General features: G+C 66.4%; 28 protein-coding genes. 26 read left to right on the plus strand and 2 right to left on the minus strand.

What is annotated here, in order from left to right:
- The 15 genes from BLQ14_RS03780 to BLQ14_RS03850 all read left to right on the plus strand — a co-directional run.
- Nucleotides 1-742 (plus strand): EF-Tu C-terminal domain-related protein (locus tag BLQ14_RS03780; protein ID WP_245656935.1); only part of this gene is annotated, 742 nt, incomplete at its 5' end.
- Between the two features lie 113 nt (nucleotides 743-855).
- Entirely contained in the window at nucleotides 856-1,164 is a 309-nt protein-coding gene (rpsJ, locus tag BLQ14_RS03785) for a 30S ribosomal protein S10 (RefSeq protein WP_092499421.1), read from the plus strand.
- A gap of 16 nt (nucleotides 1,165-1,180) precedes the next feature.
- Nucleotides 1,181-1,924, plus strand: a complete 744-nt coding sequence (rplC, locus tag BLQ14_RS03790) for a 50S ribosomal protein L3 (protein ID WP_092498427.1) — start codon at nucleotides 1,181-1,183, stop codon at nucleotides 1,922-1,924.
- Nucleotides 1,921-2,541, plus strand: coding sequence for a 50S ribosomal protein L4 (gene rplD / locus BLQ14_RS03795; RefSeq protein ID WP_092498429.1), 621 nt, complete (start codon nucleotides 1,921-1,923; stop codon nucleotides 2,539-2,541). The genes rplC and rplD overlap by 4 nt, the downstream gene beginning before the upstream one ends.
- Entirely contained in the window at nucleotides 2,538-2,834 is a 297-nt protein-coding gene (locus BLQ14_RS03800; protein ID WP_092498431.1) for a 50S ribosomal protein L23, read from the plus strand. Before rplD ends, BLQ14_RS03800 begins: the two co-directional genes overlap by 4 nt.
- A gap of 140 nt (nucleotides 2,835-2,974) precedes the next feature.
- Nucleotides 2,975-3,817 (plus strand): 50S ribosomal protein L2, encoded by an 843-nt coding sequence (rplB, locus tag BLQ14_RS03805; protein ID WP_092498433.1) that lies wholly within the window; start codon nucleotides 2,975-2,977, stop codon nucleotides 3,815-3,817.
- Nucleotides 3,818-3,820: 3 nt separating this feature from the next.
- Nucleotides 3,821-4,099, plus strand: coding sequence for a 30S ribosomal protein S19 (gene rpsS / locus BLQ14_RS03810; protein WP_092498435.1), 279 nt, complete (start codon nucleotides 3,821-3,823; stop codon nucleotides 4,097-4,099).
- Between the two features lie 3 nt (nucleotides 4,100-4,102).
- The gene (gene rplV, locus BLQ14_RS03815; protein WP_092498437.1) at nucleotides 4,103-4,483 is read left to right on the plus strand and encodes a 50S ribosomal protein L22; all 381 of its coding nucleotides are present in this window, start codon (nucleotides 4,103-4,105) and stop codon (nucleotides 4,481-4,483) included.
- Complete coding sequence (rpsC, locus tag BLQ14_RS03820) at nucleotides 4,483-5,190, plus strand: 30S ribosomal protein S3 (protein WP_092498439.1); 708 nt, start codon at nucleotides 4,483-4,485, stop codon at nucleotides 5,188-5,190. Before rplV ends, rpsC begins: the two co-directional genes overlap by 1 nt.
- Before the next feature lie 12 nt (nucleotides 5,191-5,202).
- Nucleotides 5,203-5,616, plus strand: coding sequence for a 50S ribosomal protein L16 (gene rplP / locus BLQ14_RS03825; RefSeq protein WP_092498441.1), 414 nt, complete (start codon nucleotides 5,203-5,205; stop codon nucleotides 5,614-5,616).
- A gap of 278 nt (nucleotides 5,617-5,894) precedes the next feature.
- On the plus strand, nucleotides 5,895-6,824 hold the full coding sequence (locus tag BLQ14_RS03830) for a Bug family tripartite tricarboxylate transporter substrate binding protein (RefSeq protein ID WP_092498443.1): 930 nt from the start codon (nucleotides 5,895-5,897) through the stop codon (nucleotides 6,822-6,824).
- Nucleotides 6,824-7,264 (plus strand): tripartite tricarboxylate transporter TctB family protein, encoded by a 441-nt coding sequence (locus tag BLQ14_RS03835; protein WP_092498445.1) that lies wholly within the window; start codon nucleotides 6,824-6,826, stop codon nucleotides 7,262-7,264. The genes BLQ14_RS03830 and BLQ14_RS03835 overlap by 1 nt, the downstream gene beginning before the upstream one ends.
- Before the next feature lie 3 nt (nucleotides 7,265-7,267).
- Nucleotides 7,268-8,773: a tripartite tricarboxylate transporter permease gene (locus BLQ14_RS03840; protein ID WP_092498447.1), complete on the plus strand. Its 1,506-nt coding sequence runs from the start codon at nucleotides 7,268-7,270 to the stop codon at nucleotides 8,771-8,773.
- Nucleotides 8,774-8,786: 13 nt separating this feature from the next.
- Nucleotides 8,787-10,142, plus strand: coding sequence for an acyclic terpene utilization AtuA family protein (locus tag BLQ14_RS03845; protein WP_092498449.1), 1,356 nt, complete (start codon nucleotides 8,787-8,789; stop codon nucleotides 10,140-10,142).
- Nucleotides 10,139-10,447, plus strand: a complete 309-nt coding sequence (locus tag BLQ14_RS03850; RefSeq protein ID WP_092498451.1) for a DUF4387 family protein — start codon at nucleotides 10,139-10,141, stop codon at nucleotides 10,445-10,447. Before BLQ14_RS03845 ends, BLQ14_RS03850 begins: the two co-directional genes overlap by 4 nt.
- A 48-nt stretch (nucleotides 10,448-10,495) precedes the next feature.
- On the opposite strand, the gene BLQ14_RS15480 is transcribed toward BLQ14_RS03850, so the two are convergent.
- The gene (locus tag BLQ14_RS15480; protein ID WP_092498453.1) at nucleotides 10,496-10,678 is read right to left on the minus strand and encodes a hypothetical protein; all 183 of its coding nucleotides are present in this window, start codon (nucleotides 10,676-10,678) and stop codon (nucleotides 10,496-10,498) included.
- Nucleotides 10,675-11,295, minus strand: a complete 621-nt coding sequence (locus BLQ14_RS03860) for a 2OG-Fe(II) oxygenase family protein (RefSeq protein ID WP_092499423.1) — start codon at nucleotides 11,293-11,295, stop codon at nucleotides 10,675-10,677. Before BLQ14_RS03860 ends, BLQ14_RS15480 begins: the two co-directional genes overlap by 4 nt.
- 181 nt (nucleotides 11,296-11,476) lie before the next feature.
- On the opposite strand from BLQ14_RS03860, the gene rpmC reads away from it, so the two are divergent.
- The 11 genes from rpmC to rpmD all read left to right on the plus strand — a co-directional run bounded on the left by rpmC (nucleotide 11,477) and on the right by rpmD (nucleotide 15,675).
- Nucleotides 11,477-11,683, plus strand: coding sequence for a 50S ribosomal protein L29 (gene rpmC / locus BLQ14_RS03865; RefSeq protein ID WP_092498455.1), 207 nt, complete (start codon nucleotides 11,477-11,479; stop codon nucleotides 11,681-11,683).
- Between the two features lie 14 nt (nucleotides 11,684-11,697).
- Nucleotides 11,698-11,931, plus strand: a complete 234-nt coding sequence (gene rpsQ, locus BLQ14_RS03870) for a 30S ribosomal protein S17 (protein WP_092498457.1) — start codon at nucleotides 11,698-11,700, stop codon at nucleotides 11,929-11,931.
- A 76-nt stretch (nucleotides 11,932-12,007) separates the two neighbouring features.
- Nucleotides 12,008-12,376: a 50S ribosomal protein L14 gene (gene rplN / locus BLQ14_RS03875; RefSeq protein ID WP_092498459.1), complete on the plus strand. Its 369-nt coding sequence runs from the start codon at nucleotides 12,008-12,010 to the stop codon at nucleotides 12,374-12,376.
- Nucleotides 12,376-12,690 (plus strand): 50S ribosomal protein L24, encoded by a 315-nt coding sequence (rplX, locus tag BLQ14_RS03880; RefSeq protein ID WP_092498461.1) that lies wholly within the window; start codon nucleotides 12,376-12,378, stop codon nucleotides 12,688-12,690. Before rplN ends, rplX begins: the two co-directional genes overlap by 1 nt.
- Nucleotides 12,683-13,246 carry a 50S ribosomal protein L5 gene (rplE, locus tag BLQ14_RS03885; protein ID WP_092498463.1) on the plus strand — a complete coding sequence of 188 codons (564 nt, stop codon included), beginning with the start codon at nucleotides 12,683-12,685 and terminating at the stop codon, nucleotides 13,244-13,246. The genes rplX and rplE overlap by 8 nt, the downstream gene beginning before the upstream one ends.
- Before the next feature lie 20 nt (nucleotides 13,247-13,266).
- Entirely contained in the window at nucleotides 13,267-13,572 is a 306-nt protein-coding gene (rpsN, locus tag BLQ14_RS03890; RefSeq protein ID WP_092498465.1) for a 30S ribosomal protein S14, read from the plus strand.
- Between the two features lie 12 nt (nucleotides 13,573-13,584).
- A complete protein-coding gene (gene rpsH, locus BLQ14_RS03895) occupies nucleotides 13,585-13,977 on the plus strand; it encodes a 30S ribosomal protein S8 (RefSeq protein ID WP_092498467.1) in 393 nt (130 codons plus the stop codon).
- A gap of 12 nt (nucleotides 13,978-13,989) precedes the next feature.
- Nucleotides 13,990-14,523 (plus strand): 50S ribosomal protein L6, encoded by a 534-nt coding sequence (rplF, locus tag BLQ14_RS03900; protein ID WP_092498469.1) that lies wholly within the window; start codon nucleotides 13,990-13,992, stop codon nucleotides 14,521-14,523.
- Nucleotides 14,524-14,534: 11 nt separating this feature from the next.
- Nucleotides 14,535-14,894: a 50S ribosomal protein L18 gene (gene rplR / locus BLQ14_RS03905; protein ID WP_092498471.1), complete on the plus strand. Its 360-nt coding sequence runs from the start codon at nucleotides 14,535-14,537 to the stop codon at nucleotides 14,892-14,894.
- A gap of 11 nt (nucleotides 14,895-14,905) precedes the next feature.
- On the plus strand, nucleotides 14,906-15,469 hold the full coding sequence (gene rpsE, locus BLQ14_RS03910) for a 30S ribosomal protein S5 (RefSeq protein WP_092498473.1): 564 nt from the start codon (nucleotides 14,906-14,908) through the stop codon (nucleotides 15,467-15,469).
- Between the two features lie 14 nt (nucleotides 15,470-15,483).
- Nucleotides 15,484-15,675 carry a 50S ribosomal protein L30 gene (gene rpmD / locus BLQ14_RS03915; protein ID WP_092498475.1) on the plus strand — a complete coding sequence of 64 codons (192 nt, stop codon included), beginning with the start codon at nucleotides 15,484-15,486 and terminating at the stop codon, nucleotides 15,673-15,675.
- Nucleotides 15,676-15,678: the final 3 nt, after the last annotated feature.

The following is a 15,678-nucleotide window of genomic DNA, read 5'->3' on the forward strand; positions in this document are numbered from 1 at the left end:
GGAGATGGAGATCCGCGAGCTTCTGTCCTCCTACGACTTCCCCGGCGACGAGATCCCGATCATCAAGGGTTCGGCGCTGGCCGCGCTCGAGGGGCGTGACCCGGAGATCGGCGAGAACTCGATCCACGAGCTGATGAAGGCGGTTGACGAGTACATTCCGACGCCCGAGCGCCCGATCGACCAGCCGTTCCTGATGCCGATCGAGGACGTGTTCTCGATCTCCGGCCGCGGCACGGTGGTGACGGGCCGCGTGGAGCGCGGCGTGGTGACGGTTGGCGACGAGGTCGAGATTGTCGGCCTGCGCCCGACGAAGAAGACCACGGTGACGGGCGTGGAGATGTTCCGCAAGCTTCTCGACCGTGGCGAGGCGGGCGACAACATCGGCGCGCTTCTGCGCGGCATCGGCAAGGACGAGGTGGAGCGCGGGCAGGTTCTGTGCAAGCCCGGTTCGGTGACGCCGCACACGGAGTTCGAGGCGGAGGCCTATATCCTGACGAAGGAGGAGGGTGGCCGTCACACGCCGTTCTTCGCCAACTACCGTCCGCAGTTCTACTTCCGCACGACGGACGTGACCGGCACGGTGAAGCTGCCCGAGGGTGTGGAGATGGTGATGCCGGGCGACAACGTGTCGTTCACGGTCGAGCTGATCGCGCCGATCGCGATGGAGGAGCGCCTGCGCTTCGCCATCCGCGAGGGTGGCCGCACCGTCGGCGCCGGCGTGGTCTCCAAGATCCTCAAGTAAGCCCGCCCGCCCGCAAAAGGGCGGGGAGCGACTGACAAACCGGTTCGACGTGGGTCGGGGGTGGTCCCCGGCCCACCTCTCAACCGAAGCCCGGAAAGGCAAGAAAGATGGCCATTCAAAGCCAGAACATCCGTATCCGCCTGAAGGCGTTCGACTACCGGGTGCTCGACGCCAGCACCCGCGAAATCGTCAACACCGCCAAGCGGACCGGTGCGCAGGTGCGCGGGCCGATCCCGCTGCCCAACAAGATCGAGAAGTACACCGTGCTGCGTGGCCCGCACATCGACAAGAAGAGCCGCGACCAGTGGGAAATGCGCACCCACAAGCGGCTTCTCGACATTGTCGACCCGACGCCGCAGACGGTGGACGCCCTGATGAAGCTCGACCTCGCCGCCGGCGTGGATGTCGAGATCAAGGTCTGACGGGAGGGCATCAGCGATGTTGCGCTCTGGAGTGATCGCGAAGAAGCTGGGGATGACCCGGCTCTTCATGGAGGACGGACGGCAGGTGCCGGTCACCGTGCTGCAGCTCGACGGCTGCCAGGTGGTCGCGCAGCGCACCCCCGAGAAGGACGGCTACTGCGCTGTGCAGCTCGGCGCAGGCACGGCCAAGCCCAAGCGCGTCTCCAAAGCCATGCGTGGGCATTTCGCCGTGGCCAAGGTGCCGCCGAAGCGCAAGCTGGCCGAATTCCGCGTCGACCCCGAGAACCTGATCCCGGTCGGCGCCGAGATTTCCGCCGACCACTACGTGGAAGGCCAGTATGTGGACGTCTCCGGCACCTCGATCGGCAAGGGCTTTCAGGGGGCGATGAAGCGCCACAACTTCGGCGGCCTGCGCGCCAGCCACGGTGTGTCGATCAGCCATCGGTCGCACGGATCGACCGGCCAGTGCCAGGATCCGGGCCGGGTGTTCAAGGGCAAGAAGATGGCGGGCCACATGGGCGCGGTTCGCGTGACCACGCAAAACCTGCAGGTGGTCAGGACCGACCCGGAACGCGGGCTCATTATGGTCAAGGGCGCGGTTCCCGGTGCCAAGGGCGGCTGGGTGACGATCAAGGACGCGGTCAAGAAGCCGCTTCCCGAGAACGTCGCGAAGCCTGCCGCGCTGAAGACCAACGGCGCCGCCGCCGAGGCTGGCGAGGCCACCGAGGCCGCCCAGCCGGCCGAAGGAGGTGAGGCATGAAACTCGACGTGATCAAGCTTGACGGCAGCAAGGCCGGAACGGTCGAGCTGGCCGACGAGATCTTCGATCTCGAGCCGCGGGCGGACATCCTGCACCGCGTGGTGCGTTGGCAGCGCAACAAGGCGCAGGCCGGGACCCACAAGGTCAAGACCCGCTCGGAGACGAGCTACTCGGGCAAGAAGATCTACCGCCAGAAAGGCACCGGCGGCGCCCGCCACGGTGACCGCAACGCGCCGATCTTCCGCCACGGTGGCGTGTACAAGGGCCCCGTGCCGCGCAGCCACGCGCATGACCTTCCCAAGAAGGTGCGCAAGCTGGGCCTGAAGATGGCGCTTTCGGCCAAGGCCAAGGCCGGCGAGATCGTCGTGCTCGACGCCGCCGAGGTGGCCGAGCCCAAGACCGGGCCGCTTGCGCGGCAGGTGCGTGCGCTCGGCTGGAAGCGCGCGCTCGTGATCGACGGGCCGGAGGTTGATGCCAATTTCGCCCGCGCCGCGGCCAACATCGAGGGCCTCGATGTGCTGCCGTCGGTCGGGGCCAACGTCTATGACATCCTGCGCCGTGACACGATCGTGCTCACGAAGGCCGGTGTCGAAGCTCTGGAGGCGCGGCTGAAATGAGTGCGAAACCCGAACACTACGACGTGATCCGCAAGCCGATCATCACCGAGAAGGCAACCATGGCCTCCGAGAACGGGGCCGTTGTCTTCGAAGTGGCGATGGATGCCAACAAGCCGCAGATCAAGGAAGCGGTGGAGGCGCTGTTCGGCGTGAAGGTGAAGGCGGTCAACACCACCATCACCAAGGGCAAGACCAAGCGGTTCCGCGGCATTCGCGGCCGCCGCAAGGACGTCAAGAAGGCCTACGTGACCCTCGAGGAGGGCAACACGATTGACGTGACCACCGGTCTCTAATAGAGAGCGGCGACCTCGGCCCCGGGCAACCGGGGCCGCGGGCATTTCGGCTATCGGACGGGATATGCGCCCCCGGCGGCCGGACAGCAACCGAAATGAACCGGGCCCACGGGCCCACGAGCCAACGGAAGACAGGAAGCATGGCACTCAAGTCGTACAAGCCGACGACGCCTGGCCAGCGCGGGCTGGTGCTGATCGACCGTTCGGAGCTTTGGAAAGGCCGCCCTGTGAAGGCCCTCACCGAGGGCCTCACCAAGAAGGCAGGCCGGAACAACACCGGACGGATCACGATGCGCCGCCGCGGAGGTGGGGCGAAGCGTCTTTACCGCATCGTCGATTTCAAGCGTCGCAAGTTCGACGTTCCGGCCACGGTGGAGCGGATCGAATACGACCCGAACCGCACCGCCTTCATCGCGCTGATCCGTTACGAGGACGGCGAGCAGGCCTACATTCTGGCTCCCCAGCGTCTGGCGGTGGGCGACAAGGTGGTCGCCGGCCTGAAGGTTGACGTGAAGCCGGGCAACGCGATGCCCTTCACCGGCATGCCGATCGGCACCATCGTGCACAATATCGAGCTCAAGCCCGGGCGCGGCGGGCAGCTGGCGCGTGCCGCCGGCACCTATGCCCAGTTCGTCGGCCGGGACGGCGGCTACGCGCAGATCCGTCTGAGCTCGGGCGAGCTGCGGATGGTGCGCCAGGAGTGCATGGCCACGGTCGGCGCCGTGTCGAACCCGGACAATTCGAACCAGAACCTCGGCAAGGCCGGGCGCAGCCGGCATCTGGGCCGCCGTCCGGCGGTGCGCGGCGTGGCGATGAACCCGGTCGATCACCCGCATGGTGGTGGTGAGGGCCGGACCTCCGGCGGCCGTCACCCGGTCACTCCCTGGGGCAAGCCCACGAAGGGCGCGCGTACGCGCGACCGCAACAAGCCGTCGTCGAAGCTGATCATCCGCTCGCGGCACGCCAAGAAGAAGGGGCGCTGATCCATGGCACGTTCGGTTTGGAAGGGGCCCTTTGTCGACTCCTACGTCCTGAAGAAGGCGGAAAAGGCGCGCGCATCGGGCCGCAAGGAAGTCATCAAGATCTGGTCGCGGCGATCCACGATCCTGCCGCAGTTCGTCGGCCTGACCTTTGGAGTGTACAACGGCCGCAAGCACATCCCGGTGCTCGTCACCGAGGAGATGATCGGCCAGAAGTTCGGCGAATACGCGCCCACCCGCACCTTCTACGGGCACGCGGCCGACAAGAAAGCGAAGAGGAAGTAAGCCATGGGTAAGGAGAAGAATCCGCGCCGCGTGGCCGAGAACGAGGCGATGGCCAAGACGCGCATGCTGCGTGTCAGCCCGCAGAAGCTGAACCTCGTCGCCGCCATGATCCGCGGCAAGCCGGTGGAAAAGGCATTGGCCGATCTCACCTTCTCGAAAAAGCGCATCGCCGTCGACGTCAAGAAGTGCCTGCAGTCGGCGATTGCCAATGCCGAGAACAACCACGGGCTGGATGTGGACGAGCTTGTCGTCGCCGAGGCCTGGGTGGGCAAGAACCTTGTGATGAAGCGGGGCCGTCCGCGGGCCCGTGGTCGCTTCGGCCGCATCAACAAGCCGTTCTCCGAGCTCACGATCAAGGTGCGTCAAGTCGAGGAGCGAGCCTAATGGGTCACAAGGTCAACCCCGTCGGCATGCGTCTGCAGGTCAACCGCACCTGGGACAGCCGCTGGTATGCCGACAAGAAGGAATATGGCGATCTGCTTCTCGAGGATGTGCGCATCCGCGATTTCATCCGGAAGGAGTGCAAGCAGGCCGGCATCAGCCGCGTGATCATCGAGCGCCCGCACCGCAAGTGCCGCGTGACGATCCACACCGCGCGGCCGGGTGTCATCATCGGCAAGAAGGGCGCCGATATCGAGACTCTGCGCAAGAAGCTTGCGAAGATGACCGACTCGGAGCTGCACCTCAACATCGTCGAGGTGCGCAAGCCCGAGCTTGACGCCCAGCTTGTCGCCGAGTCGATCGCTCAGCAGCTCGAGCGCCGCGTGTCGTTCCGCCGGGCCATGAAGCGGGCGGTGCAGAACTCGATGCGCATGGGCGCGCTCGGGATCCGGGTCAACGTTGCCGGCCGCCTTGGCGGTGCGGAGATCGCCCGCACCGAGTGGTATCGCGAAGGCCGCGTGCCGCTGCACACGCTGCGTGCGGACATCGACTACGCCCGTGCCGAAGCGATGACGCCGTACGGTGTCATCGGGGTCAAGGTGTGGATCTACAAGGGCGACATCATGGAGCACGATCCCTCGGCCCATGACCGTCGCATCCAGGAGATCCAGGAAGGCCCTGCGCCGCGTGGCGCCGGCGGCCGCCGCTGAGGAGAATGCGAGATGCTTCAACCCAAGCGCACCAAATACCGCAAACAGCAGAAGGGCCGCATCCACGGTCAGGCCAAGGGCGGCTTCGAGCTCAACTTCGGCACCTACGGGCTGAAGGCGCTTGAGCCCGAGCGGATCACCGCCCGCCAGATCGAGGCCGCGCGCCGCGCGCTGACCCGACACATGAAGCGTCAGGGCCGGGTGTGGATCCGCATCTTCCCCGATGTGCCGGTGACCTCCAAGCCCACCGAAGTGCGGATGGGCAAGGGCAAGGGCTCGGTCGATTACTGGGCGGCCAAGGTCAAGCCGGGGCGGATCATGTTCGAGATCGACGGCGTGAGCGAGGCGGTGGCGCGCGAGGCGCTCAGGCTCGCGGCGATGAAGCTGCCGATCAAGACGCGCACCGTGGTTCGCGAAGACTGGTAGATTTCGCGCTTCCGCGAGAGTTCAAGGGCCCCCGCCGGCATCCCCGGCGGGGGCCTTGCATTTTTCGTGGACATCCTCTCCTTCCGGTTCTCCCGGTGCGGCCGCAGTCCCGCCATGACACGTGGAGCTCGGCGCATTCGTGCAAAGTCTTCCCAAAACGGCGGCGAAATGTAATGTGGTCGGACCGGACGGAGCCTGGCGTTCCGTCCCGCGCAATCCATGGGAGGGAACACATCAAGAGAAGAGGATTTTTCGCCAGCCTCGCGGCAGGCGTTCTCATGACTTTCGGCGCTGCTGCGCCGGCCTCGGCGGCGATGGAGTGCATCGCGCCCGCGAACCCGGGTGGTGGATGGGACTTCACCTGCCGGCAGATCGGCAAGATCATGTACGAGCTTGGCCTTGTCGACGAGCCGGTGCAGGTGACCAACATGGCCGGCGGCGGCGGGGGGCTCGCCTTTGCCCATGTCGTCAACGAGCGCAATGACGATCCGAACCTGATCGTGGCGGCCAGCCAGGCCACAGCGACGCGGCTGGCGCAGAACGCCTATGGCGGTCTGAAGGCCGATCAGGTGCGTTTCGTGGGGGCCATCGGCGCTGACCCCGGCGTGATCGTCGTGGCCGCCGACAGCCCCTACAAGTCGCTCAAGGATCTCGTGGAAGCGGTGAAGTCCGACCCGTCATCCGTCAGCTTTGCCGGCGGCTCGGCCGCGGGTGGCTTCGACCATCTGAAGGTTCTGATGATCCTCAAGAAGGCCGGCTTCGACGACATCCGCAAGGTCAAGTACATCGGCGTTGACGGCGGCGCCGACGCGATCACCCAGGTGATCGGCGGTCATGCCACGGCGATGACCGGCGACATGTCCGAAATCGTCGGTTTCCTGAAGTCGGGCGAGGTGCGCGCGCTTGCGGTCCTGACCGAGGAGCGCGTTCCGGGCTTCGAGGACATCCCGACCGCCAAGGAGCAGGGCTATGACGTGGTGGCGGTGAACTGGCGCGGCCTCTACGTGCCCAAGGGCATCTCCGACGAGCGCTTCAACGAGATCGCCGAGATGCTGCGCAAGGTCGCCGAAAGCGAGCAGTGGAAGGAAGCGATGAAAGCCAATGGTCTGGCTCCCTTCACCAAGGTCGGCGGCGACTTCCAGGAGTGGGTGAATCAGGTGATCAAGGACACCGAGGAGCTCAGCCGCGAAATCGGGGTCATCCAGTGATGATCTCCGACCGGATCTTCGGTCTGGTCGTCACTCTGGTGGCGCTCGCCTACATCGCGAGCGCCACGCAGATCCAGACGAGCTTTCTGTCCGATCCGGTGGGGTCGAAGACCTTTCCGATCCTGATCGGCGCGGTGGCGGCGCTGTGCGGCGTCATCGTCATGCTCCGCCCCGACCCCGACCCGCAATGGCCCGGCCTGCGCCGCCTCGGCGCAATCGCCTTCGCGCTGGTGGTGCTGGTCGCCTACGCCTATGCGCTGAAACCCATGGGCTTTCTCATTCCCACCGCCATCGCCGCGGGGCTCCTGGCCTACCAGATCTCGCCGCGCCCCGTGCCGGCGGCGCTGACGGGGCTTGGGCTGTCGCTGGGTCTGTTCGTGATCTTCAAATATGCTCTCGGGCTTGGCCTTGTGGCTTTTCCGAAGGGCTGGCTTGGCTGAACCATGGACATTCTGACCAATCTCGCGCTGGGTTTTTCGGTGGCGCTCACGCCCTTCACGCTGATGCTGGCGGTCATCGGCTGTTTTCTCGGCACCATCATCGGCGCGCTGCCGGGGCTCGGGCCATCGAACGGTGTGGCGATCCTCATTCCGATCACCTTCACCATGGGTCTCGATGCCACGTCGGCTCTGGTGCTGATGACGGCGGTCTACTACGGGGCGATGTATGGGGGGCGGATCTCGTCGATCCTTCTCAACATCCCCGGTGACGAACCGGCGCTGATGACCACGCTTGACGGCTACCCGATGGCCAAGCAGGGCCGGGCGGGGGATGCGCTGGTGATCTCGGGGGTGGCCTCCTTCGTCGGTGCCTTTCTCGCCACCATCGGGCTGATGCTGCTTGCCCCGCTGCTTGCGGGCATAACCTACCGTTTCGGCCCGCCCGAGTATTTCGCGCTCTACATGCTGGCCTTCTGCACGCTGGGCGGCATTGCCTCCAACAACCAGGCGAAGGCGGCGATCTCGGCCTGCATCGGCCTTGGCATCGCCATGATCGGGCTCGACAACACCACCGGCATGCCGCGCTTCACCTTCGGCAACATGCATCTGATGGACGGGGTGGATTTTCTCGTGGCGATCGTCGGGCTCTTCGCCATTTCCGAGGTGTTCGTGTTCATCGAGAGCCACGGTCAGAGCACGTCCATCGGCGTGCGGCTCAAGAAGGTCACCGTGCCGGTGCGCGACATCCTGGCCAGCGGCTGGACGATGCTCCGCGGCTCGCTCGTGGGCTTCATTGCCGGGGTTCTGCCGGGCGCGGGCGCCTCGCTCGGCTCCTTCCTTGCCTACATGTCGGAGAAGGCGATTGCCGGTGATAAGGCGGGTTTCGGCACCGGCAACCCCAAGGGCGTGGCCGCGCCGGAGGCCGGCAACAACGCTGCCGCCGGTGGCGCGCTGGTGCCGATGCTGACGCTCGGCGTGCCGGGCTCGGGTACCACCGCGGTACTGCTCGCGCTGCTGATGACGCTCAACATCACGCCGGGGCCGACGCTCTTTGCCGAGAAGCCCGATGTGGTGTGGGGGCTCATCGCCTCGCTGCTGATCGCCAACTTCGTGCTTCTGGCGATGAACGTGCCCATGGTGAAGCTTTTCGTGCGCATCCTGCAGGTGCCGCCCCATGTGCTCCTGCCGGGGGTGACGATGGTCTCCTTCGTCGGCATCTACTCGCTCTCGGGCAGCTATTTCGACCTTCTGATGATGGTCGGCTTCGGCCTGCTCGGCTGGGCGCTGCGCAAGCTCGACGTGCCGACGGTGCCGATCATCCTCGGCATCCTGCTCGGCAACAACATGGAGGACTCCTTGCGCCGCGCGATGGTGCTGTCGGACGGGGACTGGACCTATCTGTTCTCCTCGCCCATCTCCATCGGGCTCTGGATCGCCGCGGTGGTCGGGTTCGTCGCGCCGATCTTCCTGCGTCCGTTCCTGCGCCGGCCGCAGGCGATCACCGACTGAGGAGGAGCGGCGGATGGGCGTGCGGGTGCTGGTTCCCTCGGGCGCCCTCGGCCTTGGCTGGGAGGAGGCGGCGCTCGCCGCGGGGCTCGCGGCGGGGCCCGATCTCATCGCCATCGACGGGGGCTCCACCGATTCGGGGCCACATTACCTTGGCACCGGCACTTCGAAATACTCCCGCGCCTCGACCAAGGCGGAGTGGGCGGCGCTCATCGACGCCCGCGCGCGGGCGGGCGTGCCGCTCATCATCGGCACCGCCGGCACCTGCGGGGCGGATGCGGCGGTGGACTGGCTCGTTGACATCACCCGCGAGATCGCCGCCGAGCGCGGCGAGCGGCTGCGCCTTGCGGTGCTGAAGAGCGGGCAGGCGCCGGCCGAGATCGCCGAGGCGCTCGCCGAGCGCCGGCTCGAGCCGCTGCCCGGCGCGCCGGAAGTGACGCCCGAGGCGGTGGCCGAGTGCACCAACATCGTTGCGCTTGCCGGCGCCGAGCAGGTGCAGGCGGCACTTGCCACGGGAGCGGACATCGTCATTGCCGGGCGCACCACCGACACGGCGATCATCGCCGCCCTGCCGCTTGCGCGCGGCTGTCACGCAGGGGCGGCCTGGCATGGCGCCAAGGTCGGCGAATGCGGGGCGCTCGCCACCACCCGGCCGAATTCGGGCAGCATCCTTCTCGATTTCGATGAGGAGGGTTTCACCCTCACCGCGCTGGGTCCCGGCGCGGGCGCCACGCCGCGCAGCGTCTCGGCGCACATGCTCTATGAAAACGCCGACCCGTTCATCCTGCATGAGCCGGGCGGTCATCTCGATGTGCGGCGCGCGCGGTACGAGGCGCTCGATGCGGCGCGGGTGCGGGTGACGGGCAGCCGCTGGGTGGCTTCTCCGCGCTACACCGTCAAGCTTGAGGGGGCGCGGCGCGCGGGCTTTCAGGTGGTCACGCTCGCGCTGGTGCGCGACCCGCGCTACGTCGCCGCGATCCGGGAATGGACGGCGGACATCGCTCGCCGCGTGGTCGAAAAGGCGCGGGCCAGAACCGGGCGGGCGGATTTCTCGGTGGAACTCAGGCTGATCGGGCTTGACGCCACGCTCGGGGCGCTCGACCGCGCGGCGCGGGCGGGCAGCGAAGTGGGGGTTCTCGGCATCGTCACCGCGGGCGACGAGACCCTCGCCGGAGAAGTGGCCAAGACACTCAACCCCTACCTCTTGCACCATCCGCTGACGGAGGATGAGCCCATGCCCACCTTCGCCTTCCCCTTCTCGCCGGCGGAGATCGCGCGCGGAGCGGCCTATGAGTTCTGCCTGCACCATGTCATGGCGCTCGACGATCCGATGCAGGCCTTCCGGCTGACGACGCTCGAGGTCGGGCCATGAGCACGCTCGGCGAGGTTGCAAGCCATATCCGCTCGAAGAACGCGGGGCCATTCTGGCTCACGATCGATGTTTTCCTGCCCGACGCCGCGAGCTTCGAGAAGGTGTGCGCGCAGCTTTCCACCGATGAGGTCGCCCGGCGCCTCGGTGCGGCGCCCGCGAGCGTGCGGCGCTTCGAGATCGCCGATCTCGCCGTCATCAAGTTCAGCCTGCCGCGCCCCGCGGTTCAGGGCAGTGTGGCCGATCGCGACATGCACGGCGCCTCCTTCGCGCTGCTCATCGGCGACATCGAGCTTGAGGCGGGGTAGAGCGAGCTGCGCTCAATCGAATTCGGCCCGGGCGGGGCGCGCGCGGCCTCAGGTGACAAGGGCGCAGCCGTCTGCATCCTCCGGCCCGGCCGTCAGGCCGGGCAGCGCCCGCCCCGCCCCCTCGGGCAGGCGCTTCGCACCCGCCCCGGGCCGGGCGCTGCCCTTGACGACATGAGCGCGGCCGTCTCCACCCTCCCGCGCGGCCGGGGGCGGATGCGCCGGCGTTCTCATTCCCAGCGATAGTTGAAGCTCACCGAGATGCGCTCCTCCTCGGCCATGTTCATCGGCACCTCGTGGCGCAGCCAGCTTTCCCACATGAGCACCTCGCCCACCTGCGGGCGGATGTAGATGAAGGGGCGCAGCTCCTCGCGCGCGTCGCGGCGGCGGGCGGGCGAGGCCATCATGCGCGCAAGGCGCGGATCCTCGAGCTTCAGCGCCGAGGCGCCCTCGGGCATGGCCACGTAGGTGGTTCCGGAGATCACCGAATGGGGGTGGATGTGGCTCGCGTGCATGCCCCCCTCGGGCAGGATGTTGATCCAGATGTCCTCGAGCACGAGCGCCCGGTCTTCCAGATCGAACTCGAGATCCTCGGCAAAGGCGGCGACGTGCGCATCGAGCGCCTCAACGAGATCGGCGAAGACCGGAAAGCGCCACGGCAGGTCGGTGAGCGAGGCGTAGCTCGTGTAACCCGGATAGCCGTTTTCCGCGCACCAGCGCTGGCCGGCCTCGTCATCCTCGGCGATGGAGAGGCAGGAGGCTTCAAGCTCGTCGGGGTCGATCTCGGGGCCGTGCTCGGAGAGATGGGCGCGGTAGAGGCGCGTGACGAAGAGCGAAGATATCTGTGCCATGGCGCCCATCTAGACGAGGCGCGCGCGAGAGGCGAGAGGGTTTGCACGCCTGCGCGCGAAATCCGCGAAAAAAGGGTTGCCATGCGCGGCGCCTCGGCGTAAACGGCCCGCTCATCCACCGCTCCACCGGAATCAGGGTGACCCTTCGGGGGCCATCCGGTGATGTTGAAAGGGAAGAACGATGGCACTGGATGCCAAGGAACTGCGTGACAAGACGCCCGACCAGCTGCGCGACCAGCTGGCTCAGCTGAAGAAGGAGGCCTTCAACCTGCGCTTCCAGCAGGCCACGGGCGCTCTGGAAAACACCGCGCGCATGCGTGTGGTCCGCCGCGACATTGCGCGGGTGATGACCGTGCTCAACGAAAAAGCCCGCGCGGCGGCCGAGTGAGGGGAGCCTGAGAGATGCCGAAGAGAATCCTGCAGGGCACCGTGACCTCGGACAAGAACGACAAGACCGTGACCGTTCTGGTCGAGCGGCGCTTCAAGCATCCGCTTCTGCAGAAGACGGTGCGCAAGACCAAGAAGTACCGGGCGCATGACCCGAACAACGAGTTCAAGATCGGCGATGTCGTGCGCATTCAGGAATGCGCGCCGATCTCGAAGACCAAACGCTGGGAGGTGGTGGCGCGAGCCTGACCACATTCCGGTTTGAACGAAACCCTGGGGTCGATGTCCGGACTGCACGGCGGCCCCAAAGGTCGGGAGAAACCACATGATCCAGATGCAGACCAATCTGGATGTCGCTGACAACTCCGGTGCCCGGAAGGTTCAGTGCATCAAGGTTCTGGGCGGGTCGAAGCGGAAATATGCCTCCGTCGGCGACATCATCGTCGTCTCGGTGAAGGAGGCGATCCCGCGCGGCCGCGTCAAGAAGGGCGACGTGCGCAAGGCCGTCGTCGTGCGGACCGCCAAGGAGGTGCGCCGCGAGGATGGCACCGCCATCCGCTTCGACCGCAACGCCGCGGTGATTCTCAACAACGCCGGCGAGCCCATCGGCACCCGCATCTTCGGCCCCGTCTGCCGCGAGCTGCGGGCCAAGAACTTCATGAAGATCATCTCGCTCGCGCCGGAGGTGCTGTGATGGCTGCCAAGCTGAAGAAGGGCGACAAGGTCATCGTCCTTGCCGGCAAGGACAAGGGCCGCACCGGCGAGATCGTCTCGGTCGACCGCAAGGCCGGCAAGGCGATCGTGGAGGGCGTCAACATCGCCATCCGCCACCAGCGCCAGACGCAGACGAGCCAGGGCGGCCGCATTCCCAAGGCGATGCCGATCGACCTGTCGAACCTGGCGCTTCTGGACAAGAACGGCAAACCCACCCGCGTCGGCTTCCGCATCACCGAGGATGGCCGCAAGGTGCGCTACGCCAAGACCACGGGGGACGTGATCGATGCTTGATGCCGCCAACTACACCCCGCGTCTGAAGGCGCTCTACCGCGAGAAGATCCGGCCGGCCCTCAAGGAGGAGTTCGGCTACCGCAACGACATGCAGATCCCGCGGCTCGACAAGATCGTGCTCAACATCGGCTGTGGTGCGGAGGCGGTGCGCGACTCGAAGAAGGCCAAGTCGGCGGCAGACGACCTCACCCTGATCGCCGGTCAGAAGGCGGTGATCACCCGGGCGAAGAAGTCGATCGCCGGTTTCCGCGTGCGCGAGGGCATGCCGCTTGGCGCCAAGGCCACGCTGCGCGGCGACCGCATGTACGAGTTCCTTGACCGGCTCATCACCATTGCGCTCCCGCGCGTGCGCGACTTCCGCGGCGTGCCGGGCAAGTCCTTTGACGGGCGCGGCAACTACGCCATGGGGCTGAAGGAACACATCGTCTTCCCCGAGATCGACTACGACAAGGTCGATGAGGTCTGGGGCCTCGACATCATCATCTGCACCACCGCGCAGACCGATGCGGAAGCGAAGGCGCTTCTGAAGCACTTCAACATGCCGTTTTCGAGCTGAGCGCGGGAGGAGAAAGAGACATGGCCAAGAAATCCATGGTCGAGCGCGAGAAGAAGCGCCAGCGCCTGGTTCAGAAATACGCCGCCAAGCGCGCGCGCCTGAAGGAAATCGCGAACGACGAGTCGCTGCCGATGGAGGAGCGCTTCAAGGCCCGGCTGAAGCTTGCCAAGCTGCCGCGCAACTCCTCGCCGACGCGACTGCACAACCGCTGCCAGCTGACCGGCCGGCCGCATGCCTATTACCGCAAGCTCAAGATCAGCCGTATCATGCTGCGCGAGCTGGGCAGCGAGGGCCAGATTCCGGGCCTCGTGAAATCGAGCTGGTAAGGAGGACAGGGAATGAACGATCCTCTCGGCGATATGCTCACCCGGATCCGCAACGCGCAGATGCGCGGCAAGACCTCCGTTGTCACGCCGGCCTCCAAGCTGCGCGCCTGGGTGCTCGATGTGCTGGCCCAGGAGGGCTACATCCGCGGCTACGAGAAGACGGTTGACGAGCGCGGCCACCCGGCGCTGCGCATCGAGCTGAAATACTATGACGGCGCTCCCGTGATCCGCGAGATCAAGCGCGTCTCCAAGCCTGGCCGTCGCGTCTACATGGGTGTGAAGGACATCCCCGAAGTCCGGCAGGGGCTGGGCGTGGCGATCGTCTCCACGCCGAAGGGCGTGATGTCGGATGCAGCCGCGCGCTCGGCCAATGTCGGCGGCGAAGTGCTCTGCACCGTGTTCTGAGGAGGAAGGCAGATGTCTCGAATTGGTAAGAAGCCGGTCGAGCTGCCCGCGGGGGTCGAGGCCTCCGTCTCCGGCCAGACCGTGCAGATCAAGGGCCCCAAGGCCACCCGCAGCTTCACCGCCACCGATGACGTGACCATCACGCTCGACGGAAATGTCATCACGGTGAAGCCACGCGGCAACTCCAAGCGCGCGCGCCAGCAGTGGGGGATGACCCGCACGATGGTGGCAAACATGGTGCAGGGCGTGACCCAGGGCTTTCGCAAGGAGCTCGAGATCCACGGCGTCGGCTACCGCGCGCAGATGCAGGGCAACACGCTCAAGCTGTCGCTCGGCTACAGCCACGAGGTGAATTTCGAGGTGCCGCCGGGCGTCACCGTCACCTGCCCGAAGCAGACCGAGATCGTGGTGGAAGGCACCGACGAGCAGCTCGTCGGCCAGGTTGCCGCGAACATCCGTGAATGGCGGCCGCCGGAGCCCTACAAGGGCAAGGGCATCCGCTACAAGGGCGAGTTCATCTTCCGCAAGGAAGGCAAGAAGAAGTAGGGACGCGACAGATGGCAAACAGCAAACGGGACCTGTTTCTGAAGCGCCGCCTGCGCGTTCGGAACAAGCTGCGCAAGGTGAACGCGGGCCGGCTGCGGCTATCCGTTTACCGGTCGAACAGGAACATCTCCGCCCAGCTCATCGACGACGTGGCCGGCCGCACGCTGGCCTCGGCCTCGACGCTGGAGAAGGATCTCGGCGTGGTCGGCAAGAACAATGCCGCCGCCGCCGCCAAGGTCGGCGCGGCGATTGCCGAGCGCGCGAAGAAGGCCGGGATCGAGGAGTGCTACTTCGACCGCGGCGGCTACCTCTATCACGGGACGATCAAGGCGCTTGCCGATGCGGCCCGTGAAGGCGGTCTGAAATTCTGAGGAGACGGGAGATGGCAAGAGAACCGCAACGCCGGGATCGTCGCGAGCGCGAGGAAACCCCGGAATTCGCCGATCGTCTCGTCGCGATCAACCGTGTGTCCAAGACGGTGAAGGGCGGAAAGCGCTTCGGCTTCGCGGCACTCGTCGTCGTGGGCGACCAGAAGGGCCGGGTGGGTTTCGGCAAGGGCAAGGCCAAGGAAGTGCCCGAAGCGATCCGCAAGGCCACCGAGCAGGCGCGCCGCAACCTCATCCGCGTGCCGCTGCGTGAGGGCCGGACGCTGCATCACGACATGGAGGGCCGTCACGGGGCCGGCAAGGTGATCATGCGCTCGGCGCCGGCCGGCACCGGCATCATCGCCGGCGGTCCGATGCGCGCGGTGTTCGAGATGCTCGGCGTGCAGGACGTGGTCGCCAAGTCGCTGGGGTCTCAGAACCCCTACAACATGATCCGCGCCACCATCGACGGGCTGAAGAAGGAATCGAGCCCGCGCATGGTCGCCCAGCGTCGCGGCAAGAAGGTGGCCGAGGTGCTGCACCGCACCGAACAGCCCGCCGAAACCGGCGCCGAAGCCTGAGGGAGACCCGGACGATGGCGAAGAAGACGATCGTCGTGAAGCAGGTGGGCTCGCCCATCCGCCGCCCCGCCGTTCAGCGCCGGACGCTGATCGGCCTCGGGCTCAACAAGATGCACAAGACGCGCGAGCTTGAGGACACGCCCGCGATCCGCGGCATGATCCGCAAGATCCCGCATCTGGTGCAGATCATCGAGGAGCGCGGCTGATCC

It is taken from the genome of Meinhardsimonia xiamenensis, from assembly GCF_900102905.1.
Taxonomy (GTDB): Bacteria; Pseudomonadota; Alphaproteobacteria; order Rhodobacterales; family Rhodobacteraceae; genus Meinhardsimonia; species Meinhardsimonia xiamenensis.